Source organism: Collinsella aerofaciens (assembly GCF_005845035.1).
Lineage (GTDB): Bacteria > Actinomycetota > Coriobacteriia > Coriobacteriales > Coriobacteriaceae > Collinsella > Collinsella aerofaciens_I.
In genome coordinates this window covers 40,037-63,881 of sequence record NZ_SPFO01000010.1, presented here as the reverse complement: position 1 = coordinate 63,881, position 23,845 = coordinate 40,037, and the positions used below count along the sequence as shown (strand labels likewise).

The window sequence follows — 23,845 nt, the reverse complement described above, 5'->3', positions numbered from 1 at the left end:
TTTTCTATTCCGAGAGCTCAGTCTGTGCTTTCACCCGCGCATAAGCGCGCACGATACGAGAGACGGTACTTTTGCCAATCCCGGTATACCGCTCAATCTGGCGCACCGTAAAGCCGGCATTGTTCAATCCAACAATAACGGTATCGCGCTGCGCCGGCGGTGCAGTTTTAACCCCGTTGAGCGGAACCCCGAGACTCTTCGCCAACTTGCCGGCAAAGGCATGGCGTTCCCACTCCGTCTCTTTCATATCGCACAGCGCTGGTTCACTGCCGTCGGGCGTCGAAAGCGAATAGGCAATAAAGCCCTCGGCAGAACCAAAGAGCTCAAGCACACAAGAAGGATCGGAAAATCCCCTCGCGACATCAGCCGCGTCACCGTCGTAAGCGCACAAATGCTCCGCAAAGCTGCTCCAGGGATAACGCTCGATTAGGCTAACGCCCACCTCCTGCGGATCGGCGTGTACAGAGCGAATAGCCTCCATCACCTGCCAATCGGTATCGAGCGAGCGCCGGTCAAAACGGTTTTGGAACAGATGGCCTGTGCGCCCCGTGCGCTTATTGAACCGCCGCGCGTACGTCAAAAGCAGCCGGTGCATTGCCGCGCTCATCCTGTCCTCGTAATCTGCAAGCACCAAATGCACGTGATTGCCCATAAGGCACCAGGCGATAACCGTCACACCCTCCTCCCGGCAGCAGTCACGCATCAGTTCCAAAAACTCCCACCGGTCTTCATCGCTCTCAAAGATGAGCTGCTTGCCCGTACCGCGGGCACAGACATGGTAAAAGCCGGTAACCGTTCTCCAAACGCGCTGCATGGCGCTCCCTTCGCCGGGATCTGCTTGCCATCCAATACAGCACGATTGAAGCGTGCCATCAAAACATTCACGCAAAACAATACACTCGCGCGGCCAAAGGCAGTAAACAGGCGGCGAACGGCACCGTTGCAACAGGTCAACCCCTGCAACGCTTACAAGAGCTGACCAAAAGCTTGCCAAAAACGGACCCCCTCTGCGGGAGTTCACGACCACAGAACATAGAGTTAAACCGTTTCAATTAAAACTTCCGGACTTCTCGCTACGAAAACTGAGCCGTTCGCCGAATATTCCGTGCATTTCGCGGTATTATAGGGGCTGCATGTCATGTCCCTTTCGAAGGGTCGCCCGGCAATCGCCAGCCACGACCCCCAGACGGGACGCCAACACGATAGAGAGGAGAGGCATGCAGTACTCACAGGAAGTGGAGAACATGTGCCCCGTTGCCAAGGGTGCATACCACGGCCCCGCACCCATCCCCGAGGAGGGCAAGTGGGTCCAGGCTAAGGAGATTTCCGATATCTCCGGTCTTACGCACGGTGTGGGTTGGTGCGCACCTCAGCAGGGCGCCTGCAAGCTCACGCTGAACGTCAAGGACGGCATCATCGAGGAGGCCCTCGTTGAGACCATCGGCTGCTCGGGCATGACCCACTCTGCCGCCATGGCTTCCGAGATCCTTCCCGGTAAGACCATCCTCGAGGCCCTCAACACCGACCTCGTCTGCGACGCCATCAACGTTGCTATGCGCGAGATCTTCCTGCAGATCGTTTACGGCCGCAGCCAGACCGCGTTCTCCGAGGGCGGCCTGCCCGTGGGCGCTTCCCTCGACGACCTCGGCAAGGGCCTTCGCTCTCAGGTCGGCACCATGTTCGGCACCAAGGCCAAGGGCGCTCGTTACCTCGAGCTCGCTCAGGGCTACGTCACCCGCATGGCTCTCAACGACAAGAACGAGATCATCGCATTCGAGTTCCTGAACCTCGGCAAGTTCACCGACGCCGTCAAGGCCGGCAAGACCCCCGAGGAGGCCATCGCTGGCGCTATGGGCCACTATGGTCAGTGGGAGAACGCTGCCAAGTACATCGACCCGCGCACCGACGAGGAGACTCACTCCGTCGCCAGCGTGTTCCCGGTTCACGAGTAGAAAGGGAGGGAAATAACTATGACTGTTACGTTCGAAGGTTACGAGCGCCGCGCTGACAAGATCAACAAGTGCCTCGCCGACAACGGCATCGCCTCCCTCGAGGAAGCTCTGCAGATCTGCACCGACAAGGGCTTCAACCCGCGTGAGATCGTCAACAACACCCAGTCCATCGCCTTCCAGAACGCCGAGTGGGCCTACACCCTCGGTTGCGCTCTCGCTGTCAAGCGTGGCGCCAAGTCCGCTTCTGAGGCTGCCGCCATCATCGGCGAGGGCATCCAGGCCTTCACCGTCCCCGGCTCCGTCGCTGAGGACCGCAAGGTCGGTCTGGGCCACGGCAACCTGGGCGCTATGCTGCTCTCCGACGACACCGAGTGCTTCGCCTTCCTGGCCGGCCACGAGTCCTTCGCTGCCGCTGAGGGCGCTATCGGTCTGGCTCTGAACGCCAACAAGGCTCGCAAGAAGCCGCTGCGCGTTATCCTCAACGGTCTGGGCAAGGACGCCGCCCAGATCATCGCCCGTATCAACGGCTTCACCTATGTGAAGACCCAGTTCGACTACTACACGGGCGAGCTCAAGGTCGTCGAGACCATCCCCTACTCCGACGGTCCCCGCGCTGCCGTTAACTGCTACGGCTCCGACGACGTCCGCGAGGGCGTTGCCATCATGTGGCACGAGAACGTCGACATCTCGATCACCGGTAACTCCACCAACCCCACGCGCTTCCAGCACCCCGTCGCTGGCACCTACAAGAAGGAGCGCATCGAGGCTGGCAAGAAGTACTTCTCCGTCGCTTCTGGTGGCGGCACTGGCCGTACCCTGCACCCGGACAACATGGGCGCCGGCCCTGCCTCTTACGGCATGACCGACACCATGGGCCGTATGCACTCCGACGCCCAGTTCGCCGGTTCTTCCTCCGTGCCTGCGCACGTCGACATGATGGGTCTCATCGGCATGGGCAACAACCCCATGGTCGGTGCCACCGTCGCTTGCGCTGTCGCCGTCGAGGAGGCCCTCAAGGCCTAATCGCGCCCGCGCGATGCTCATATAGTTGAGCTTTAGAGCCGCTACCTTTCGAGGTGGCGGCTCTTTTTGTATGCGCTGTCGCAGGGTAGCTAATGCCGATATGTCAGTTGCGGCGAAATACGAGATGTGATGAGATGGAACGTCAGAGCGTCCATGACGCCCACCTGCCATATTTGCCCTTTACCGATTTGCCGAGTCTTTGCGACCCCATTGCCGATCACCCGTGCGACAATGCGCCGGACGAGAAAGGAATCCGATGGAATCGACTGATGTACTGGTAATTGGATCTGGCATTGCGGGCCTTTGCGCCGCCATCGAAGCGGCACGCACGGGTGCAACCGTCACTGTGGCAAGCGCCGGCAAGACTATGAGCGGATCGAGCTTCTTTCCGGGCACCTGGGGCCTCGGCCTTATTGGCCCCATCGACGAAGACGACGAACAAGACCTCATCGACACCATCCAGACCGTCGGCGGCGGTGTCGCCGACCCCGAGCTTGTCCAGACGTTTGTCCACGGCATTCCCCAAGCAATTGAATGGCTCGAGCAAGACCTGGGCGTTGAGCTCAAGCGTCCGCAAAGTGCCGAGAGCGCCCAGCAAAAGCAATTTATCCCCTGCTTTGACCACAAAATGCGCATGTGGCGCGGCCTCACCCGCAAGCCCCTTGAGGACGCTCTGACGGCCCGGATCGAGTCGCTCGGCATTCGTCTGCTCCCCCGCCATGAGCTTATCGACCTTGTTGAGGACACGCCCGGAAAGATTGTCGGCGCCACGCTCTACGACCGCACAAACAAGCATCTCGTACCTATGGCAGCCAAGGCCACCATCATCGCTGCGGGCGGCACGGGTGGCCTGTTCGAGCGAAGCCTCACTTCAGCCGACGTGCTCAGCTCCTCACAGGCCATCGCGCTGGCACACGGCGCAACGCTCACTAATATAGAGTTCATGCAGATGATGCCGGGCTTCATCGAGCCCAAACGCAACCTTGTCTTTAACGAAAAGACCTGGCGCTACGTCAAGTTCTACCAGCCGGTCGATATCGCCGACGACAAGCTGGACGATCTGCTTGAACAGCGCTCCGGATATGGCCCCTTCACGTCACGCTTGGCCTCCCGCGCCATCGATCTTGCCATCGATCAGGCAGGTGCCGAAGGTCTGGCACTCCACTACGACTTCCCCCGCGAGGATATCCCAGAGTTTGTGCAGACCTTTGCCAACTGGCTGCAAGACGAGCACGGCATCGCCCCGACTGACGAGATGCGCGTTGCGATGTACGCCCACGCCGCTAACGGCGGTATTAAGATCGATAAGACTGCGCACACGGGCGTTGAGGGCCTCTACGCTTGCGGCGAGGCGACAGGCGGCATGCACGGCGCCGACCGCATTGGTGGCTTGTCAAGTGCCAACGGCATCGTATTCGGACGCATCGCAGGCGCATCGGCAGCCCTTGCAGCGCAGCAAGAGCCTGAGACAGCCCTGATGGCGGATATCGACCTCCCCCACTACGGCATTGCCACAACAGATGCCGAACGCCTGACACACGGCCTTAAGCACACGATGAGCACCTATTGCATGATCAACCGCACCGAGACGGGCCTATCCGAGGCATTACACGAGTTTGAGGGCTTGAAGACAGAGGCAACGACCTTGAGCACACAGAAAGCCCAGGACAGCGAAGTCGCAGCCCTCGCCCGCCTGCAATCGCAGATTCAACTAGCACAGGAAATGGTCAAAGCCATGCGTAAGCGAACCGAAAGTCTCGGATCACACTATCGAGCGGATTAAACTGGACACCTATCTAAAGCAGAACACAACTAATCGATATCTATGGGCCCCGTGAGCTCGAAGTGGCTCGGGGCTCATTCGTGTCCGCACGGCAGCGTATTCTAATTCTGAATACAGAGCGGGCAAAGCCCGCACAGAGAATAGACCAGCGAGGAGGAGATATGGACAGTAGTGATATCGAGAAGTGGCGTGTCAAACTTGATTGCTACGCCAATGTGGAAGACGGCGTTGAGTATTGGCTCGCACGCGATTTAATGGAACCCATGGGGTACACTCGATGGGAGAACTTCGCCGAAGTTGTTAAGAGGGCAAAAGTCTCGTGCGAAACAAACAAAACTCCAGTTGATTCCCATTTTCGTGACACCACGAAAATGGTAACTGCCGGTGTCGCCGCTCGCGCGGTTAAAGACTACAAACTTACGCGCTATGCATGCTATTTAATCGCACAGAACGGAGATTCAAACAAGCCAGAGATCGCGCTCGCCCAGGCATACTTTGCCGTGCAGACGCGCCGCCAAGAGCTCATAGAGCAGCGCTTCGCAGAGATTCAGCGCTTGCAGGCGCGCCACTCGCTATCCGATTCAGAGAAACAGCTCTCGGGTATTGCGTTCAAACGCGGCGTGGACTCCAAAGGATTCGCGATCATCAAGTCGAAGGGCGATGAGGCGTTATTCGGCGGCAGAAGCACGGCGGAAATGAAGCAGCAGCTCGGCGTACCCAAGAGCGCGGCATTGGCGGACAGGTTAGCCGATGTCCTCATCAAAGCAAAGGACCTTACGAACTCGATGACGGCCTTCAACGCCGAGGAACACGACCTGTACGGCTTGGACCAGATCAAGCAAGAGCACGTCGAGAACAACACAAGCGTGCGTGGCAGCCTTATCGACCGCGGAATTGTCCCCGAGAACCTACCGCCTGCCGAGGATACAAAAAAGCTCGAGCGTCGCGTGAAGGCAGACGAGAAGAAACTCAAGGAGGGTACTGACGGTTTTACCGATCCCCAGGGTAGGCTCGATCTGTGAAAGCGGCTGTGCCCTTTCGGGTTCGACCCCATGCGAGGTCAACAAAAAAGCGACCAGCCGAAGCCAGTCTCTTTAACATGCTTTGGTGGGCCGTCAGGGGGTCAGCCTGCTGCGCAGGCGGCCGCTGCGGCGCCAAGGCGCCTTGCGCGCTACGCTGGTAAATGCTTACGTATTTCCTCAGCTCCGCGCCCTTACGGGTTCGACCCCATACGAGGTCAACAAAAAAGCGACCAGCCTGAGCCAGTCGCTTTAACAATCTTTGGGTGGGCCGTCAGGGGGTCGAACCCTGGACCTTGGGATTAAGAGTCCCCTGCTCTACCAACTGAGCTAACGACCCAAAGCTAAAGTCCGTTGTGGCGGACTTTAGAGGAGATATCGTGTGGTGGGCCGTCAGGGGGTCGAACCCTGGACCTTGGGATTAAGAGTCCCCTGCTCTACCAACTGAGCTAACGACCCGATATCAACACGAAGCAAGAACTGGGGTGGGTAAAGGGACTCGAACCCTCGACCTACGGGACCACAACCCGTCGCTCTAGCCAACTGAGCTACACCCACCGTGTCCTGTGCGCTTCGCGCTCGACTATTATTGCAAGGAACGCCACGCGATGCAAGCCCCAATTTTCAAGAATTTTGAAAAGAGTTTTTCGGATCCATTTCGAGCAAATCCCACCGGTTTCATAGGAGTAAACTTGCCCCACTGCAAATGCTCGAAAGGACCGGCATGAAAGAACTCTCCAACCGCACGGCAACGTTTACCGATTCGGTCATCCGCCGTATGACGCGCATCTCCAACAAGTATGGCGCCGTCAACCTGTCGCAGGGCTTCCCCGACTTCGATCCCCCGGCGCAGCTGCTCAATAGTCTGGGCACCATCGCCACCGACCCCAAGCCGCTTTACCACCAGTACTCCATCACCTGGGGCTCCCAGGCCATGCGCGAGGCGCTCGCCGCCAAACAGGAGCACTTTATGGGCATGCCGGTGAACCCCAACGAGAATATCGTAGTCACTTGCGGCTCCACCGAGGCCATGATGGCCGCCATGATGACGGTCACCAACCCCGGCGACAAGGTCGTCATCTTCTCGCCGTTCTACGAGAACTACGGCGCCGACACGATCCTTTCGGGTGCCGAGCCCATCTACGTGCCGCTCAACCCACCCTCATTCGACTTTGACCGCGAGACACTCGAGGCGGCCTTCCGCGACAACGACCCCAAGGCCATCGTCCTGTGCAACCCTTCCAACCCCTGCGGCAAGGTCTTTACGCGCGAGGAGCTCACCTTTATCGCCGACCTCTGCAAAAAGTACGACACCTACTGCATTACAGACGAGGTATACGAGCACATCGTCTACGCGCCCCACGAGCACGTCTATATGGCCACGCTGCCCGGCATGTTTGAGCGCACCATCAGCTGCAGCTCGCTGTCCAAGACCTACTCCATCACCGGCTGGCGCCTGGGCTACACCATCGCCCCTGCCGAGATCACCGAGCGCATCAAGAAGGTCCACGACTTCCTCACCGTGGGTGCCGCCGCTCCCCTGCAGGAAGCTGTCGTCACCGCCCTCAACTTCGACGACAGCTATTACGATGAGGTCCTCGACCTCTACACCGCCAAGCGCGACCTGTTCTGCCAGGGACTCGACAGCATCGGTCTTGAGCATAACGTGCCGCAGGGCGCCTACTACGTCATGATGGACATCTCTGAGTTTGGCTATGACAGCGACCTCGAATTCTGTGAGGACCTCGCGTCTAAAGTGGGTGTGGGCGCCGTGCCCGGCTCGAGCTTCTTCCGCGAGCCCGTCAACCATCTGATTCGTTTCCACTTTGCCAAGCGAGACGAGACGCTTAACGCGGCGCTGGAGAACCTCAAGTCGCTACGTGATAAAATCAAGCCGCGCGGGTAAGGACGGCCCGGCAACTAAAGCAACCAAAGAAGCCTCGCACCGCCCGCCGCGTTGCGAGGCTTCTTTCTATAGCGCTTTCTTAAATGGTTTAGAGCTCTATACTTTAGTCACGGAGCAACTCGTCCCAGAGAGAGGAATACTATGGCAGAGCAGCAGCTTATCGGAGCGCTCGAGGCCGGTGGCACCAAGATGGTCTGCGCCACGGGCTATGCAGACGGTACGGTCCTAGAGCGCGAGCAGATCGCGACCACGACCCCGCAGGAGACCGTTGAGGCCGTCAACGCATGGTTTGCCGACAAGGGCATCGCTGCGCTGGGCATTGGCGCCTTTGGCCCCACCGCGGTCAACCCCGCTTCGCCGCAGTACGGCAAGATCCTAGAGACCCCTAAGACGGCATGGCGCTACTTTGACCTGCTGGGCACTATCCAAAACGAGCTCAATGTCCCCTGCGGCTACGACACCGACGTCAACGTCGCCTGCCTGGGCGAGGTCACCTTTGGTTGCGCCCAAGGCCTCACTGACGTTGTGTATCTGACCATCGGCACCGGCGTGGGCGCCGGCGTGCTCTCGGGCGGCCAGCTCGTGCACGGCATGATGCATCCCGAGGCTGGCCACATCCTGGTCACGCGCGACCCGCGCGACACTATTGGCGAGCACAGCGCCTGCCCCTTCCACGACAACTGCCTCGAGGGCCTCATTGCAGGTCCCGGCGTCAAAAAGCGCTGGGATGGCAGGAGCGCCGGAGACATGGCCGATGACCCGGAGGCCATGGACCTGCTCGCCGGCTATCTGGCACAGGCGCTCATGACCTACACGCTGTGCTACGCACCGCAAAAGATTATCATCGGCGGCGGCGTGGCCGACCACACTCCCATCGTGCCACTCGCGCGCAAGAAGTGCGCCGAGATGCTCAACGGCTATATCGTCACGCCCGAGGTCAACGACATCGATAACTACATCGTCAACAACAGCCTCGAGGGCAAGCAGGGCATCATGGGCTGCCTGGCCCTGGGCGCACAGGCGCTTCAGTAGCAGACGCACCCACAGGGCGTGGTGCGCCCGGCAAATCCGATCTACGGAACGACGCCACCACGCTTCATATAAGCCCTCAAATAAAAAAGGCCGCCTAGGACCAAACGATACGTCCTAGGCGGCCTTTTTGGCGCACATCAGCGACCGTAAGAGATATCGGAGCACAACGCCCGTCGCCGCCCCACAGCAGTCGATCATCACATCGGTGATCATGCCGGCGCGTCCCGGCACAAAGAGCTGAATCGTCTCGTCGATCGAGGGAATCAGCAGCAGGAACACCGCCGTGGGCAGCAGCACGTCAAAGGTGCGCCGGCCCTCAAGATCAAAGGCGTGCGTTGCCAGGATGCCGAGCACCATATACTCGGTAAAATGCGCGCACTTGCGAACAACAAAGTTGGTCACCCATTCATATGGAAGTCCCACGCCGTGCAGGAAACCGCGGATAGCTTCCATGACCGTCAGGCTCAGCGAGCCCGACCCCGAGCCGGGAACCAGCGAATTGCCCCAGATCAAGAGCGCCATCAGGCAGGTTACAACCGCCCATTTTCGATTGATCTTAACCATGCAGAAGTTATGCCTCCGCGCGGAGCGGCGCGAAGCTGGCGGTACCGCCCTCGATAACGCTCAGATAGGCACGGCCCGTACGCTTGGCGGTAGAGGACTGCAGGCGCTCGATCTCTTCCTCGAGAATCTGATTGACGCGCTCGTGACGACGATTTTCCATAATGCCGGCGGCAATAGCCTCGGCTCGCTCAATGCTCTCGCGCGAGATACGGGCGGTATCCTCGGGAAACACAGCGCTGTGACGGCCGACATAAGCGGGGGCAGCAGGCTGAGGGGCAGCGACGGGAGCGGGGGCGGCAACAGGAGCGGGCTCGTCAATCTCATCCAGAATCGCGGTGGCGGCGGCCCACATGTCCTCGTGGCCCGAGTAATCGGCCATGGGGACATCAACCTCGAGCGAGGCGTCCGGAAGGTCGCCGGTGTCGATGCGATCTTGGGCTTCAATAGATGCGGTGATGGCTGCGGGTTCATCGAGGTCGTCAAGATCGATGTCCGCGGCACCGGAGATGATAGGCATGCTGGCGAGGTTTGCATTGTACGGCGCAGCCTCAGCCGCCTGCTGCCGGGCAGGAGCGCCCCACAGCGAGCTTTCGGCGGCACGGCGGGCGGCAACGGCCTCCTCGTCCGCGGCCATGGCTTCATCAACGTACGAATTGTCGACAGAAGCGTTCGCGTCGCCCGAGGTAGCGTTGTAGGCGTTATTGGCTGCCGCGTTGGCAACGAGTGCCACGAAAGCCGCCGTGCTGCCCGCAGGGGCGGCCTGGGAGCCCGACACGGCGCGCGCCGCGGCGGCGATGTCGTCACGATTGAAGGAGCCTGTCTGCCCGCCGTTGGTGAGCTCGTCGATGGCGACTTGATAGACGTCGCGCGAGTGTGCAGGGTCGCAGCTCACCGGCGAATCGTCGTCGAGCATACTGTCGATCATGGACCAAGCCTCGTCCTCGTCCATAGCATCTGCAGCTCGAGCGATGGTAGGGACACCATCATCGGCATGACGGCGCTGGAACGCACCAGTCAGGCCGGAAAGGAATGCCGAGGTAGACTGCTCCGGCTGAGCCTGAGAAGCAGAAACCGCAGCGTAAGGAGTCGCATCCTGCTGCTGAGCTGGAATCGAGGCGGTCTTGAACTCGCTTTGATGCTGATTGAGATTGGCGGCACCGCCCATGGCATCGGGCTGGAACAGACGCTCTTCACGCTGCGCACGGTACTCGGAGATACCCAGCGAGGCGGCATAGATACCCACGCCCGCCACCGCGCCCACGGCGAAGGGAACCGCACCCGCCACGACCGTCTCGTTCACCGACGAAAACGGTAGCGTCGCGGCATACATAACCACGGGAGCGGCAAGGCCGATCCCGCACGAAAGTCCGGCAAGGACTGCTCGTTGTGTTGCATCAGAAGAAGCCATGAGCTCTCCCCATCTTCCAGCACCCAAATCGCATCATTCAGTTGGCTGCGCGAGAGAAGATGAAGCGGGGCTATGCCCCAAAGCAACGGTATATGGTTCGATTCATCTGCGTTTTCCGTCGCGAAGCTTAAAAGCTATTATGCGAAACCGCCCTGTCGATTGCAAGCGACGATGTCGGATTGAAACGGGAAACCTGCTGCTCGTCGTTCTTATGGTTAAAAATAAGCGCGGAGCGGCGATATGGAAAAGGGCCGAGGCTCAAAGCCCCGACCCTTTATCGCATTGATGACTATCGCTGCGCGTGGATGACAACCTAGAACGTCTGCTCGTAGTCGCTGTGTTTTTTAGCCGAACGCACCAGGAACTCCTGGTTGGTGTTGGTGCCCTTAAGACCCTTGATAAACGATGCGGCTGCGCGCTCGGTATTGTTCATGCCGGCGAGGATGCGACGCAGACCAAAGACAAACGGGCGCATCTGCTCGTCGACCAGCAGGTCCTCGTTGCGCGTACCCGAGGCAACGGGGTCGATGGCCGGGAAAATGCGGCGATCGGCCAGGTCGCGGTCGAGCTTGAGCTCCATGTTGCCGGTGCCCTTGAACTCCTCAAAGATGACCTCGTCCATCTTGGAACCGGTGTCGATGAGGGCAGAGGCCAGGATGGTGAGCGAGCCACCGTTCTCGATATTGCGGGCTGCGCCCAGGAAGCGCTTGGGCGGATACAGTGCCGCCGAATCGACGCCACCCGAAAGGATGCGACCTGAGGCGGGCGCCGCCAAGTTGTAGGCACGGGCAAGACGCGTGATGGAGTCGAGCACCACCACGACATCGCCGCCCAGCTCCACGATGCGCTTGGCGCGCTCGATGACGAGCTCTGCCACGCGAGTGTGGTTTTCGGCGGGCATATCGAAGGTCGACGCAACAACCTCGCCCTTGATGGAACGCTGCATATCGGTGACCTCTTCGGGGCGCTCGTCGACGAGCAGGCAGATGAGGTGCACCTCGGGATTGTTAATCGAGATAGACTGGCAGATCTTCTTGAGGATCGTGGTCTTGCCGGCCTTGGGCGGGGACACGATCAGGCCACGCTGACCCTTGCCGATCGGCGACACGATGTCGATGGCGCGACCGGTAATGGAGTCCTTGCCGTGCTCCATGCGCAGCGGCTCGTTAGGATAGACCGGGGTGAGGTCGCCGAACTTGGGGCGGTTGCGAATCTGCTCGGGATCCAGACCGTTGACGGTCGTGATTTTGGCGAGGCCGGCGCGCTTGTCGCCGCCGCGCGAAGGACGCAGCGAGCCCTCGATGACGTCGCCCGTGCGCAGGCGCGCGGAGCGGATGAGGTAGGCGGGCACGAAGGCGTCGTCGTTGGACTTCATGTAGCCATGGGCGTGGATGATGCCGGAGCTGTCCGGGCGAATCTGCAGAATGCCCTTGATGTCGCGGAAGCCCTCGGCCTTCGCGGCGGTGACGTAGATCTCCTCGACGAGCTCGGCTTTCTTCTTGCCGGTCGTCTCGATCTCGAACTCCTTGGCCTTCTCGCGCAGTTCGGCGACCTTCATGGCAGCGAGCTCCTCACGCGAAAGCGTGGGCTCGGTGGGGGCGGCGTTGCGCTCCTTGTTGCGCTGTTTGCGATCGCGCTGACGGTTGCGACGGTCGTTGTTGCGCTCGTCCTTGCGATCGTTGCGCTCCTCGTTGCGCTTGTGCTGGCGACGGTTGGGGCGAGCGCCGTCTTCGGCCTCGGCGGGCGCGGCGCCATCGGTTGCGGCGGCGCCGGCATTGGCCGCAGCGGCGTCATTGGCCTCGGCGCCGGAATCAATCTGCGCTTCGGCATCAGCCTGCTGCTCGGACGCCTTGGCCTTAGCGGACTTCTTACGACCGCGCTTGGGCTTCTCGGACGCAGGCTGTTCGACGTCTTGGGGCTCGGCGGCATCAGTCGATGCATCGGCGGTCGTCTCGGCGGAATCCTCGGACGCACCCTTCTTGGCAGCCTTGGCCTTGGACGTGCGCTTAGCAGCAGTACGATGGCTGCGACCAGGACGGACGTCGGCGGGCTCGACATCGGCGGGAGCGGCCTCGGAAGTCGTAGCATCCTGGACGGGTGCATCGGCAGCGGTTGCAGACTCGGCGGTCGCCGCAGCATCCCGAGCGGCGGCGGCTGCGGCTGCGGCCTTCTCTGCCTCGACGAAGGCCTTGGGCTTGCGACCGCGACGGTGCGGGCGCAAAGCCGGATCGACAACGGGAACTTCGCTGGCCTCGACAGGCGCAGCGGGCTCAGCAGGCGATGCGCCCTCCCCTGCCGTGGAACGGACCGAAGCCTCAGTGAGCTCGGGGGTTACCTGTTCAGCAACCTGCTCGGCCTTAACAGCCGTGCGACGGCGTGTGCGCGTTGCCGGCTTCTCGGTCGGCAGGTCGGCGGCAGGGGTCTCGGTGGCGGCAGGGGTCTCGGGCACAGACGGAGCTGCAAGCTCGGTCAGAGCCGCGGCCTCGCGCTCGGCAGCACGGCGGCGGGCGCGCACCACCTGAGCCTCGCTAATCTGCGCCAACGCACGTGCCTGCGCGACCTCATCGGAAATCGGCGCCGAGGAGTCAGCTGCAACGGTGCGCTTGGCGCGCGTCGTCCGCGTGGTACGGCGCTTGGGCTTGGTGACCTCCTCGCCGTCAGCGGCAGGCTTGGCCGTGCGGCGCATGCGCTTGGGCTTTGCCGGAGCAGCCTCCTCACCAGTTGCAGGCACGGCCTTCTCAGCCGCTACAGGCGTAGGCGTCGAAGCAGCCTTAGGCGTCTCAGGAGCCGAGACTTGCGCAGGCGCCGCAACCTGGTCCGACGCAACCGGTACAGCGGGAGCGGCCTGCGTCGTCGTTATTTCGTTTTCTTGCTGTTGATCAGACACAGTGTTTGCTCAACTTTCTTTTCAAGCCCTGTGATCACATGCTCCCTGCATAAACCTTCAGGGCGGCTAAACAGTCTAGCTCCGTCAAATACCGACGGACATCATTGATCTGTATCGAGATATTTGCGTCATATACGCAGCGTTAGTGTAACACAACCGCCGCCACCTGCAACTTAGTCATTGGGGACGTTCTTAAACGACTAGTCAAAAGGGACACTCTTTGGTTTAACACCCACAAATCTGACTGCCTCCGCCAAAACTATGGCGGTTTACTACGATGAATCGCTCAACCGCGACCACTCCGAAACTTGTTGAACTAAAACCGCAGGTAGATGCCTTGCACTTTTTAGCGAAAAGCCGGCGTGGTTGGAATACCTCAATTCATCGTAGTAAACCGACATAGTTTCGTATTTCCAGCAGTTCCAAATTCGTCAATACGTCGGCGTTTGCAAAAAAGCCCGACCTCCGTGGGAGATCGGGCTTTCAAGGCTCAGTTAAACCAAACCTGCGCGGTCAAATGACCCGTAGCTTACATCTGCTCGGGAGCGGAGACACCAACGAGGGTGAGCACCAGGGCGAGTGTTACGCGGACGGCGTCGCAAGCGGCCAGACGGGCACGCGAAAGCTCGGGGTCGACGGGACGGCCCTCGCTCGGCAGCACCTGGCAGGCAGCATAGAAGCTGTGGAAGTCGCCGGCGAGCTCCTCGGCAAAGTGCGTCAGACGGAACGGAGCGCGGTCGCGAGCGCAGCTGGCGATGAGGTCGGTGAGCTCGTTGAGCTTACGCGAAAGGGAGAGCTCGGTCGGGTCGGTCAGCAGCGAGTAATCGACGTTCTCACCGATGGCCTTCGCGGCGACGGCCTTCATGCCCATCTCGTCAGCCTGCTCGGGCGTAACGTCAGCGGCACGGCGCAGGATGGAGCACACGCGGGCGTGAGCATACTGCACGTAATAGACCGGGTTGGAGTTGTCGCGCTTCTTAACAGCCTCGATATCGAAGTCGACCATCTGGTTGGAGCTCTTGGAGATGAGCGTGTAACGAGCGGCGTCGGAGCCGACCTCGTCGACGAGCTCCTGCAGGGTCACCATGGTGCCCTTGCGCTTGGACATACGGACGGGCTTGCCGTTGCGCAGCAGGTTGACGAGCTGGCCCAGCAGAACCTCAAACTTGCCGGGGTAACCCAGAGCGTCGCAGACGCAGCGGACGCGCTCGATGTAGCCGTGGTGGTCGGCGCCCCAGATGTCGATGACGTGGTCGACGCGCTGGAACTTATCCCAGTGATAGGCAACGTCGGAGGCGAAGTAGGTGTACTCGCCGTCGGACTTGATCAGGACGCGGTCCTTGTCGTCGCCCAGGTCGGTGGAGCGGAACCACAGGGCGCCGTCCTTGGTGTAGAGGTAGCCCATCTTGTCGAGCTTCTCAAAAGCGCGGTCGACGGCGGAGGTGCCGGCGGTCTCGCCCTCGGTATCCTTCACGTACAGGGAGCGCTCGGAGAACCAACGATCGAAGTCGCAGTTAACGGCGTGGCAAAGGTCGCGCATGTTGTCGACCATCTTTACGTAGCCGCGCTCGCGGAAGCTCTCCATGCGCTCCTGCGGATCGGCGTTGACCCACTTATCGCCGTCGGTGCGCCAGAACTCGGCAGCCTCGTCGATGATGTAGTCGCCGCCGTAGGAGTCCTTGCCCAGAGTCTCGGCAAAGTTGTCCTGATACGGATGGGTCTCGGGGTGCTCGTCGCCCTCGTCGGCAACAAAGGCGTCGCGGTCGGCGATCAGAAGCTTGTGAGCCTCGTCGATATCCACGCCCTGCTTGGCGATGATGTCGGCAAGCTGCATATAGCGCGTGCTGATGGAGTTGCCGAAGGTGTTCATCTGAGAGCCGTGGTCGTTGATGTAGAACTCACGCTGGATGTCGTAACCGGCGTGGTCCATGACGCGGCAGAGCGAGTCGCCCAGAGCGGCCCAGCGGCCGTGGCCGATGTGCATGGGGCCGACAGGGTTAGCGGAAACGAACTCGACCTGGGTCTTCAGGCCACCACCGACGTTGGACTTAGCGAAGTCCATGCCCTTCTCGCGGGCCTCGCCAAAGATGGCATTCTTGACGGCAACGGAGAGGTAGAAGTTGATGAAGCCGGGGCCTGCGATCTCGACCTTCTCGATCGCGGGGTCCTCGGGCATATGGGCAACGATGGCCTCGGCGATCTTGCGCGGGGCGCAATGGGCCAGCTTGGCGGACTTCAGGGCCATGGTAGAGGTCCACTCGCCATGAGAAGTGTCAGCCGGTCGCTCGATGGCGCAATCGTCAAGTTCAAATGCGGAAAAGTCGCCGGCCTCCTGGGCCGCAGCAAGCGCAGCGCGTACCAGCTCTTCAATCTTCTCGGGCATAGGTCCTCCTTGTGTTAAAGCCCCCGAGCTCTTGGTCACTCGTAGGGCAAAAGCCAGAGTTTGTAGCACTCTATCACAAGCGACGGGCACTGTCGCAGGGTAAAGCCAATCGATATTGCATATGCACAAAATTGACTACAGCTTGTATGGAGTCACTCAAAGATGCCAGTCTGCCTGCAGATTATGCAGGCGTTAAAAATGTATAAAGGTGTGAATGAGCTGCGCCTGTTATCGAATACTCTTACCTATCAGAGTTGTGTGCTTTTCCTGCATAAAGTAAGGGTTTGCGCACGTCAGCGTGTTATTCTAGACATACGTAAATTCGTATAAGTTGGAGGTAGCATGTTCTCAATCGGTCAACACGTCATTCATCCGGGTCAGGGAGTCTGCACCGTCGTCGGTTTTAGGGACGACACACCGCAGCCCATGCTGTTGCTCGAGACCAAGCAGGGACATGCGCAGACGATCCTCATGTACCCCGTGGCGCAGGCCGACCGTTTGCACGCCGCCATCTCTCAGCAAGATGCCGAGCACCTGCTGAGCCACTATGACGAGCTGGAGTGCGACACTTTTACCGAGCGCAACAGCTCACTTGAGGAGACGCACTTTAAGCAGCAGCTCAAGCTGGGCGCGCCCGAGACGGTCCGCGTGGCAAAGACCATGATGCACCGCATTCGCCAGGCCGAGGAAGCTGATAAAAAGCCCAGCTCCTACTACATGCGCGTACTCAAGGAGGCCAAGCGCCGCTCCATCGAGGAGTTCGCCGTGGCCTTGGGCGTCACCGAGGAGGCCGCCGAAGCCCGCCTAGCCCAAGCCGCCCTCAACTAACCCATCCGCGCCAAAACCACCGCAAAGGGGACAGGCACCTTTGTGGTGGTTTTCTTGTTCTAGTAGTATTCATTCTTATCGATACCCACGAGCACAAGGAGTCTCCTATGGCAGAGCCGCTTACCGCCGGAATCACCCGCGACCGCGCGTTCGAACTGCTCAACGAGCACAACAAGGACCCGTTCCACATCACCCATGGCGAGACGGTCGAGGGCACTATGCGCTACTTTGCGCGCGAGTTCGACCCCGAGAACGAGGAGTTTTGGGGCATCGTCGGTCTGCTGCACGACCTGGATTGGGAGGAGCATGAGGACGACCCCATGAACCACACCATCTATGCTGCCGAGATTCTTGAGGGCGATGGTGCGTCTCCCGAGCTCATTCGCGCCATCCAGACGCACACGTCCGACTTCAACACCTCGCTGCCCAAGCCCGAGCTGCAGATGGAAAAGATCCTGTTTGCCTGCGATGAGCTCACCGGCCTGATCGGCGCTGCAGTCATCATGCGCCCGAGCAAGAGCGTTATGGACTTTACGACCAAGTCGCTCAAGAAGAAGTTCAAGGACAAGCGTTTTGCCGCCGGCTGCTCGCGCGACGTGATTTCGCAGGGCGCCGAGATGTTGGGCTGGGAGCTCCCCGAGCTCTTTGACCGCACCATCGCGGCCATGCAGTCCTTCGCCCCCGACCGCGATACCTTCCAGGCCTAACCGCCCACGCTACCTAAAACCATCACAAAGGAGACAGGCACCTTTGTGGTGGTTTTCGTTTACGAGGAGTTTAGGGGCGGACCTGGCCGGTGCCGCGGAGCTTGTATTTGTAGGTGGTGAGGGCCTCGGCGGCAAAGGGGCCACGGGCGTGGAGTTTTTGGGTCGAGATACCGATCTCGGCGCCCAAGCCAAACTCGCCGCCGTCAGTGAAGCGAGTGCTGGCGTTGGAGTATACGGCCGAGGCATCGACCGCATCCAGGAAGCGCTCGCAAGCGTCCGTGTCCTCGGCAACGATGGCCTCGGAGTGCATCGTGCCGTAGCGATTGATGTGTGCGATGGCCTGGTCCTCGTTTGCCACGACTTTCACGCTCATCTCGAGCGCCAGGTACTCGCGACCCCAGTCCTCCTCAGTCGCGGCGACGTAGTCATCGCCCTCCACAAAGCCGGCGTCGGCGCACGCGGCGCACGTGGCCTCGTCGCCGTGAATGAGCACGCCGTGGTCGTGCAGCACGGCAACGACCGCAGGCAAAAACGCATCGGCCACAGCATGGTCGACCAGCAGCGACTCGGCGGCATTGCACACGCCTACACGCTGGGTCTTGGCATTAACGATAATGTTGAGCGCCTTATCAAAGTCGGCGGACTCATGCACGTAGATGTGGCAGTTGCCCGTGCCCGTCTCGATCACCGGCACAAGCGACTCGCGCACGCAGCGCTGGATCAGGCCTGCACCGCCGCGCGGAATGAGTACGTCGACAATGCCGTGGAGCTTCATGAGCTCGCCAGTGGCCTCGCGGTCGGTGGACTCGATCATCGACACGGCCTCGCGCGGGAAGCCCTTGGCCTCGAGCGCATCGGCCAGCAGCTCGGCGATCATGGCGCACGAGTGATAGGCCAGCGAACCGCCGCGCAGAATGCAGGCGTTGCCGGTGCGTATGCAGATGCCTGCGGCGTCGGCCGTCACGTTGGGGCGCGCCTCGTAGACCATAGCGACCAGGCCCAGCGGCACACTCACGCGGGTCAGGTCCACGCCGCTTGAAAGCACGCGGTGATCGAGTACACGACCGACGGGATCGGGCAGCTCGGCGAGCTTCTCCAAACCGGCGGCCATGCCCTCGACGCGCTCGGGCGTCAGCAGCAGGCGATCGAGCAGTCCGGCCGAGGTACCCGCATCGCGCGCGGCGGACATATCGAGCTCGTTGGCGGCGACGATGGAGTCGACACCGTTGCGCAGTGCTGCGGCCATGGCGCGCACGGCCTCCTGGCGCTGCTCATCGCTCGCCGTGGCAAGCGAGGCCGACGCTGCCTTGGCGGCAACGGCAAGATCGTGGACATACGTGGCTATATCGACCGACATGGGCGGCCCTTTCTCCTAGAAGTTTGCAACCATGGTAGCCGATTTGCGCATGGCCTCGCCCGCGGCGGTAGAATTGGTCAACCCGAAACACCGCAACGAACGGAAGACTCACATGGCCCTCATCACTTCGTACCACGTCCCCGGCCTTTACGTCGAGGACCACAGCATCGACGTCCCCCTTGACTGGCGCGGCCTGGAGCCGATGCTCCTGGCCGTCGGCAGCACCATGCGCCGCGGCGCTATGCCGGCACCCATCGCCGGCGCGCCCGAGAGCATCAAGCTCTTCTACCGCGTGGTTTGCGCGCCCGACCGCATCAACGACGATCTGCCGCTGCTCCTGTTTTTGCAGGGCGGCCCCGGCGGCGAGAGCCCGCGTCCGCTGTCGCCCACAAGCGACGGCTGGATCGAGGAGGCCGTCAAGCACTTCCGCGTGGTCCTTCCCGACCAGCGCGGCACCGGACGCAGTAGCTGCGTGGACGGACGCACGATCAAGGCACTGGGTGATCGCGCAACGGCCGCCGGCGCCGATACAGCACGCTCGCAGGCGGACTTCCTCAAGCGCCACCTCGCCAGCTCCATCGTGCGCGATTTTGAGTACCTGCGCCTAGTGGGCTTTGGCGGCAAGCCGTGGGTCACGCTCGGCCAGAGCTACGGCGGCTTTTTGACGCTGAGCTATCTATCGCTCTTCCCCGAGGGCGTGGCGGCGAGCTTTACCTGCGGCGGCATCCCCCACGTGCCGGCGAGCGCCAGCGAGGTCTACGCGCACACCTTCCCGCGCATGGCCGCCAAGACGCAGCAGTATTACGACCGCTACCCCGCTGACGTCGAGCGCGTGGCAGCCCTGGCCGATGCGCTCGAGGCTCAGAAGCCCGTGCTGCCCGACGGCTCGCCGATGACGGTCGAGCGCCTACAGCTCATGGGCAGCGACTTTGGCATGAAGCCGAGCTTTGAGCGCATGCATTGGATTATCGATCACGCTTTTGTTGACGGCGACGGCACGCTGACCTGCGGCGCCTCGGTATCTGACAGCTTTTTGATGCGCGCCTTCGAGCGCACCAACACGCGCACGAATCCGCTGTACTGGACGCTTCAGGAGTTCATATACGCCGACGGCGACACTATGCCCATTGGTTGGGCCGCGGCCGAAGAGAAGGCACACCGCGCCGAGTTCGACACCCTCGCGCGCCCGCTCATGTTTACCGGCGAGGCCATGTTCCCGTGGATGTTCGAGCAGATGCCCGAGCTTAAGCCGTTTAAGCCCGCCATGGACCTGCTGATGGAAGACACCAGCTGGGACAAGATCTACGACCCGCAGCGCCTGGCCTGCAACGAGGTGCCGCTCCAGGCCGCGGTGTATTTCGACGACATGTACGTGGATTCGAGCCTGCAGCTCGATACGCTCAGCCGCGTGGGCAACTCGCATGCCTGGGTGACCAACGAGTTCGAGCACGACGGCCCGCACGGCAGCGTGGTGTTCAAGCACCTCTTCGACGAAGCCCTCAACCGCGGAGACCTGCGCCGGATCTTCTAACAAAAGAGAGTCCCCACCTGCCGGCACATAAGGAACGTCCCCAAGTGCCGAGAACAGCAACATTGCAGGAAGAGGACGGAAAGCGAAAACGCCCCTAAGCGAGCAAGGTGACGTAAAAGAGGAGGGCATTGACCTTTTGGTCATGCCCGACGATTGAACGTCAGATTGCCGCTTAGGGGCGTTTGCAGCGTCAATTGGTTATGCGAAGACGATTAAATTATCCCTGTGTATCGCCGGCTTCTCGGCCAGGTTAGCAAGCAGGCGGTTGCTGGCGATCTGGTCCTGGCGGCGACCGGCGGCAAGTTCCAGCACGTCCGAATCGGCCTCGGCGATACCGCGGGCGACGACCATACCGCTCGGATCGCACACATCGAGCACATCGCCCTCGGCAAACTGGCCATCGACCTCGCGAATACCCACCGCAAGCAAGGAAGAGCCACGGCTGACCAGCGCCTTCGCGGCACCGTCGTCAACCGTCACCGAGCCATGCGCCTTGTCGCCCAGTGCGATCCACAGCTTGCGGGGTGCGATGTCCAGACGCTCCGCCGGCGGATCGAACAGCGTGCCCACGCTCTCGCCGCGGGCGAGGCGCACGAGCGCATCGGGCTCCTCGCCCGAGCAAATCACGCTCTGAATGCCCGCGGTCATGAGAATGCGGCTCGCGCGGATCTTGGTAATCATGCCGCCCGTGCCCACCGATGTGGAAGAATCGCCAGCCGAGGCGATAATCTTGGCATCGATCTTATGCACGACCGGGACGAACTCGGCCGTGGGGTCCTCATGCGGATTGGCGGTATAGAGGCCATCGATGTCCGAGAGCGTCACGCACAGATCGGCAGAAACCAGGCAGCTCACAAGCGCCGCCAGCGTGTCGTTGTCACCAAACTTGATCTCATCGACGGTAACGGTATCGTTCTCGTTGACAACCGGCACCACGCCCAGCTCCACCAGGCGCAGCAGGGCGTCGCGCGCGTGCAGGTAGGACGTGCGGCGGGCCGTATCGTGGCGCGTGAGCAGCACGAGCGAGGTGAGCAGGTCGCGCGCATGGAACTCCTCGTCGTAGGCCGACGAGATGATGCACTGACCAGCCGAGGCGCAAGCCTGCAAGCTCGGCAGGTCGCCGACCGGCTTGCGGTCGAAGCCCAGCACGGGATAGCCGCAGGCGATAGCACCCGAGCTCACCACGACCAGACGCCAGCCGAGCTTGCGCAGGGCTGCGGCCTGATCGGCAAGCCCGCCGATAAAGGAGCGGTTGACCTTGCCATCGGCGCCCACAACCGTGGACGAACCGATCTTTACCACCATCGTTTTATAAGAAGTCGTCATACGTCAAACCAATCAACTGTTCAGCGAACGGCCGAGCTGGCGGCCAAGGAAGCGTGACTCGCCCCTACCGCCCAAGGAATTAGTGAGCCCAGGGAAAGGCAGAAGCCGCGGCCATGTTCTTGCGCACGAGCTCGTCGCGCACCTGAGCCAGGCCCTGCTCCATGCCCACCACATAGGTCTGCGGGTACAGGAAGCGCTTGAAAGCTGCGTCCAGATGATCGAGCGCCCAAGCACAGCGCTCGCGCGCGTCCTGGATGCTCTCACGCGGAGCCACCGCACTGCCATCGCGCACGATCGGCACCAGCAGCTCGCGATACTCAAGTTCGGACACGTCGGTCACCAAGGCGGCATCATTCACGGCCACGAGGGTATTGCCGCGCGCGGCGCCCTCCCCCGCCAGATGGTCCTCGTCGTAGATCATGTCGCAGACCGGGCCGCCAAAGCCGTCGTAATAACGGCGCACACGTTGCACGCCCGGGATCGTGCGCTTGTAGGGCTGCTCGGAGAGCTTGACCACCGGCGTCCATGGATCTGCCTCGCTCGCACGGCGGGCGGAAAGCTTGTACACGCCGCCCAGCGCCGGCTGGTCATAGCAGGTCGCGAGCTTGGTACCCACGCCAAAGCTGTCGATGGGCGCGCCTTGGTCGAGCAGGGACTGAATCGTATACTCATCCAGGTCGTTGGAGACCGAAATCCCCACATAGGGCAGGCCCTCAGCATCAAAGCGGCCGCGAACGTACTTGGAGAGCTTAGCCAGGTCGCCCGAGTCGATACGAATGGCCGACAGGCGCTCGCCCGCGGCCTCCATCTCCTTGGCAACCGTAATGGCATGCTCGCAGCCCTCGCGCACGTCGTACGTGTCGATGAGCAGCGTGCAGTTCTTGGGGCTCGACTTGGCAAACGCGCGGAAGGCCTCGAGCTCGGAATCGAAGCTCATCACCCAGCTGTGCGCGTGCGTGCCAAAGACGGGAATGCCGTAGCGGCGCCCGGCCAGCACGTTGGACGTGGACGAGCAGCCCGCCACGTAGCTCGCGCGCGCAACGGCCAGACCGCCGTCGGGGCCCTGGGCGCGACGCAGGCCGAACTCTGCCACGGGACGACCATCGGCCGCCAGCACCACGCGCGCCGTCTTGGTGGCGACGAGCGTCTGGAAACCGACGATGTTGAGCAGCGCTGTCTCGAGCAGCTGGCACTCCAGCGCGGGGCCGGTGACGCGCACCATGGGCTCGCGCGGAAAGACGGGCTCGCCCTCGGGCACGGCGTCGATGTTTACATGCGCACGAAAATCGCGCAGGTAGTCGAGGAATCCAGGCTTGAACATCGCGCCGCCGGCAGGGGCCTGGAGCGAGGCGAGGTAGTCGATGTCCTCGGGCGTAAAGCGCAGATTCTCGACCAGCTCGGGCAGTTCGGCGGTGCCGCACATGACGGCGTAGGCGCTGCCAAAGGGATGGTCGCGGTAAAACGCGGTAAAACAACCCTGCTCATTGGCCTTGCCGCTCTCCCACAGGCCCTGGGCCATAGTGAGCTCGTACAGATCGGTGAGCATTGCAATGTCGGTGGGATGCGAGATGTCGGTCAAAGCCATGGGGCGACCTTTCGGATGTGTGGTACAGAATTTGAGGGTTAGACGAGAGCAGAGGATGTGGACATGACACCCGATGCAAATCGGTTAGAGCAGGCCCATGCTGGTCAGGATCGTGTAGCCCATAAAGATGACAAACGCGATGAGGGCAAGGACAATGATGATTTTTTGAGCCGGCGCCATGCCAGGGATCTCGTTCTCGCCCGTAGGTTCCTTGGAGGTAACCATGCGCTGGGCAAAGGTCATCTCGTCACGGCTCGGCTTGGGCTCGACGGACTTGGGACGGGCGGCCTTTTTAGGCTGAGGTTTGGGCGCGGCAGGTGCAGGCTTCGCAGCAGCGGGCTTGGGTGCGGGCGCGGGCGCCGATGCGGATGCGGCGTTCGCGACGGCCTCCTCGGCCTTCGCCCGCTCGGCACGCAGGGCAGCCAGCTCCTCACGCTCGCGACGGGCCTCTTCCCGAGCCTCGCGGCGGGCCTTCTCAGCGCGGAGCTCTTCCAACTCAGCGCGCTCCTCGTCGGACAATGGTTGGGACTCAAGCTCAGCCATGGTTCAGCCCT

At 61.4% G+C, this 23,845-nt stretch carries 18 protein-coding genes and 3 tRNA genes; 9 read left to right on the top strand and 12 right to left on the bottom strand.

What is annotated here, in order from left to right; all coding sequences use genetic code 11:
• Window positions 1–4: 4 nt before the first annotated feature.
• A complete protein-coding gene (locus FGQ67_RS06205; protein WP_138340647.1) occupies window positions 5–994 on the bottom strand; it encodes a transposase in 990 nt (329 codons plus the stop codon).
• 223 nt (window positions 995–1,217) lie between these two features.
• Between FGQ67_RS06205 and FGQ67_RS06200 the strand changes: the two genes are divergently transcribed.
• From FGQ67_RS06200 to dinD, 4 genes are all read left to right on the top strand, one after another.
• Window positions 1,218–1,952 carry an iron-sulfur cluster assembly scaffold protein gene (locus FGQ67_RS06200; protein WP_006235554.1) on the top strand — a complete coding sequence of 245 codons (735 nt, stop codon included), beginning with the start codon at window positions 1,218–1,220 and terminating at the stop codon, window positions 1,950–1,952.
• A gap of 18 nt (window positions 1,953–1,970) precedes the next feature.
• Window positions 1,971–2,975, top strand: coding sequence for a GGGtGRT protein (locus FGQ67_RS06195; protein ID WP_117640944.1), 1,005 nt, complete (start codon window positions 1,971–1,973; stop codon window positions 2,973–2,975).
• A gap of 256 nt (window positions 2,976–3,231) precedes the next feature.
• On the top strand, window positions 3,232–4,758 hold the full coding sequence (locus FGQ67_RS06190) for an FAD-dependent oxidoreductase (RefSeq protein WP_138340645.1): 1,527 nt from the start codon (window positions 3,232–3,234) through the stop codon (window positions 4,756–4,758).
• An 80-nt stretch (window positions 4,759–4,838) separates the two neighbouring features.
• Complete coding sequence (gene dinD, locus FGQ67_RS06185; RefSeq protein ID WP_249934402.1) at window positions 4,839–5,780, top strand: DNA damage-inducible protein D; 942 nt, start codon at window positions 4,839–4,841, stop codon at window positions 5,778–5,780.
• Between the two features lie 264 nt (window positions 5,781–6,044).
• Here dinD and FGQ67_RS06180 read toward each other — a convergent pair.
• From FGQ67_RS06180 to FGQ67_RS06170, 3 genes are all read right to left on the bottom strand, one after another.
• Window positions 6,045–6,117, bottom strand: a tRNA-Lys gene (locus FGQ67_RS06180).
• Window positions 6,118–6,160: 43 nt separating this feature from the next.
• Window positions 6,161–6,236 (bottom strand) — tRNA-Lys (locus tag FGQ67_RS06175).
• A 22-nt stretch (window positions 6,237–6,258) separates the two neighbouring features.
• Window positions 6,259–6,335 (bottom strand) — tRNA-His (locus tag FGQ67_RS06170).
• Window positions 6,336–6,501: 166 nt separating this feature from the next.
• Here FGQ67_RS06170 and FGQ67_RS06165 point away from each other — a divergent pair.
• Window positions 6,502–7,683: a pyridoxal phosphate-dependent aminotransferase gene (locus FGQ67_RS06165; protein WP_138340643.1), complete on the top strand. Its 1,182-nt coding sequence runs from the start codon at window positions 6,502–6,504 to the stop codon at window positions 7,681–7,683.
• Window positions 7,684–7,824: 141 nt separating this feature from the next.
• On the top strand, window positions 7,825–8,715 hold the full coding sequence (locus FGQ67_RS06160) for an ROK family protein (RefSeq protein WP_138340641.1): 891 nt from the start codon (window positions 7,825–7,827) through the stop codon (window positions 8,713–8,715).
• 114 nt (window positions 8,716–8,829) lie between these two features.
• Here the strand turns inward: FGQ67_RS06160 and FGQ67_RS06155 are convergent, their stop codons facing one another.
• The 4 genes from FGQ67_RS06155 to argS all read right to left on the bottom strand — a co-directional run bounded on the left by FGQ67_RS06155 (window position 8,830) and on the right by argS (window position 15,957).
• Complete coding sequence (locus FGQ67_RS06155) at window positions 8,830–9,279, bottom strand: VanZ family protein (RefSeq protein ID WP_138340639.1); 450 nt, start codon at window positions 9,277–9,279, stop codon at window positions 8,830–8,832.
• Window positions 9,280–9,286: 7 nt separating this feature from the next.
• Window positions 9,287–10,687 carry a hypothetical protein gene (locus FGQ67_RS06150; protein WP_138340637.1) on the bottom strand — a complete coding sequence of 467 codons (1,401 nt, stop codon included), beginning with the start codon at window positions 10,685–10,687 and terminating at the stop codon, window positions 9,287–9,289.
• 313 nt (window positions 10,688–11,000) lie between these two features.
• Window positions 11,001–13,574 carry a transcription termination factor Rho gene (rho, locus tag FGQ67_RS06145; protein WP_371740574.1) on the bottom strand — a complete coding sequence of 858 codons (2,574 nt, stop codon included), beginning with the start codon at window positions 13,572–13,574 and terminating at the stop codon, window positions 11,001–11,003.
• Window positions 13,575–14,103: 529 nt separating this feature from the next.
• Window positions 14,104–15,957, bottom strand: coding sequence for an arginine--tRNA ligase (gene argS / locus FGQ67_RS06140; RefSeq protein WP_138340635.1), 1,854 nt, complete (start codon window positions 15,955–15,957; stop codon window positions 14,104–14,106).
• A gap of 342 nt (window positions 15,958–16,299) precedes the next feature.
• On the opposite strand from argS, the gene FGQ67_RS06135 reads away from it, so the two are divergent.
• Window positions 16,300–16,785 (top strand): CarD family transcriptional regulator, encoded by a 486-nt coding sequence (locus FGQ67_RS06135; RefSeq protein WP_006235480.1) that lies wholly within the window; start codon window positions 16,300–16,302, stop codon window positions 16,783–16,785.
• 107 nt (window positions 16,786–16,892) lie between these two features.
• A complete protein-coding gene (locus FGQ67_RS06130; protein ID WP_138340633.1) occupies window positions 16,893–17,492 on the top strand; it encodes an HD domain-containing protein in 600 nt (199 codons plus the stop codon).
• Between the two features lie 70 nt (window positions 17,493–17,562).
• Here the strand turns inward: FGQ67_RS06130 and FGQ67_RS06125 are convergent, their stop codons facing one another.
• Entirely contained in the window at window positions 17,563–18,849 is a 1,287-nt protein-coding gene (locus tag FGQ67_RS06125) for a glutamate-5-semialdehyde dehydrogenase (protein WP_138340631.1), read from the bottom strand.
• 112 nt (window positions 18,850–18,961) lie between these two features.
• Here FGQ67_RS06125 and FGQ67_RS06120 point away from each other — a divergent pair, with 112 nt between their 5' ends.
• Window positions 18,962–20,380 carry an alpha/beta fold hydrolase gene (locus FGQ67_RS06120; protein ID WP_138340629.1) on the top strand — a complete coding sequence of 473 codons (1,419 nt, stop codon included), beginning with the start codon at window positions 18,962–18,964 and terminating at the stop codon, window positions 20,378–20,380.
• Between the two features lie 198 nt (window positions 20,381–20,578).
• Here the strand turns inward: FGQ67_RS06120 and proB are convergent, their stop codons facing one another.
• The 3 genes from proB to FGQ67_RS06105 form a co-directional block, all read right to left on the bottom strand.
• Window positions 20,579–21,706: a glutamate 5-kinase gene (proB, locus tag FGQ67_RS06115; protein ID WP_138340627.1), complete on the bottom strand. Its 1,128-nt coding sequence runs from the start codon at window positions 21,704–21,706 to the stop codon at window positions 20,579–20,581.
• A 79-nt stretch (window positions 21,707–21,785) separates the two neighbouring features.
• Window positions 21,786–23,291, bottom strand: coding sequence for a nicotinate phosphoribosyltransferase (locus FGQ67_RS06110; RefSeq protein ID WP_138340626.1), 1,506 nt, complete (start codon window positions 23,289–23,291; stop codon window positions 21,786–21,788).
• Between the two features lie 84 nt (window positions 23,292–23,375).
• Window positions 23,376–23,834, bottom strand: a complete 459-nt coding sequence (locus FGQ67_RS06105; protein WP_138340624.1) for a hypothetical protein — start codon at window positions 23,832–23,834, stop codon at window positions 23,376–23,378.
• Window positions 23,835–23,845 lie beyond the last annotated feature (11 nt).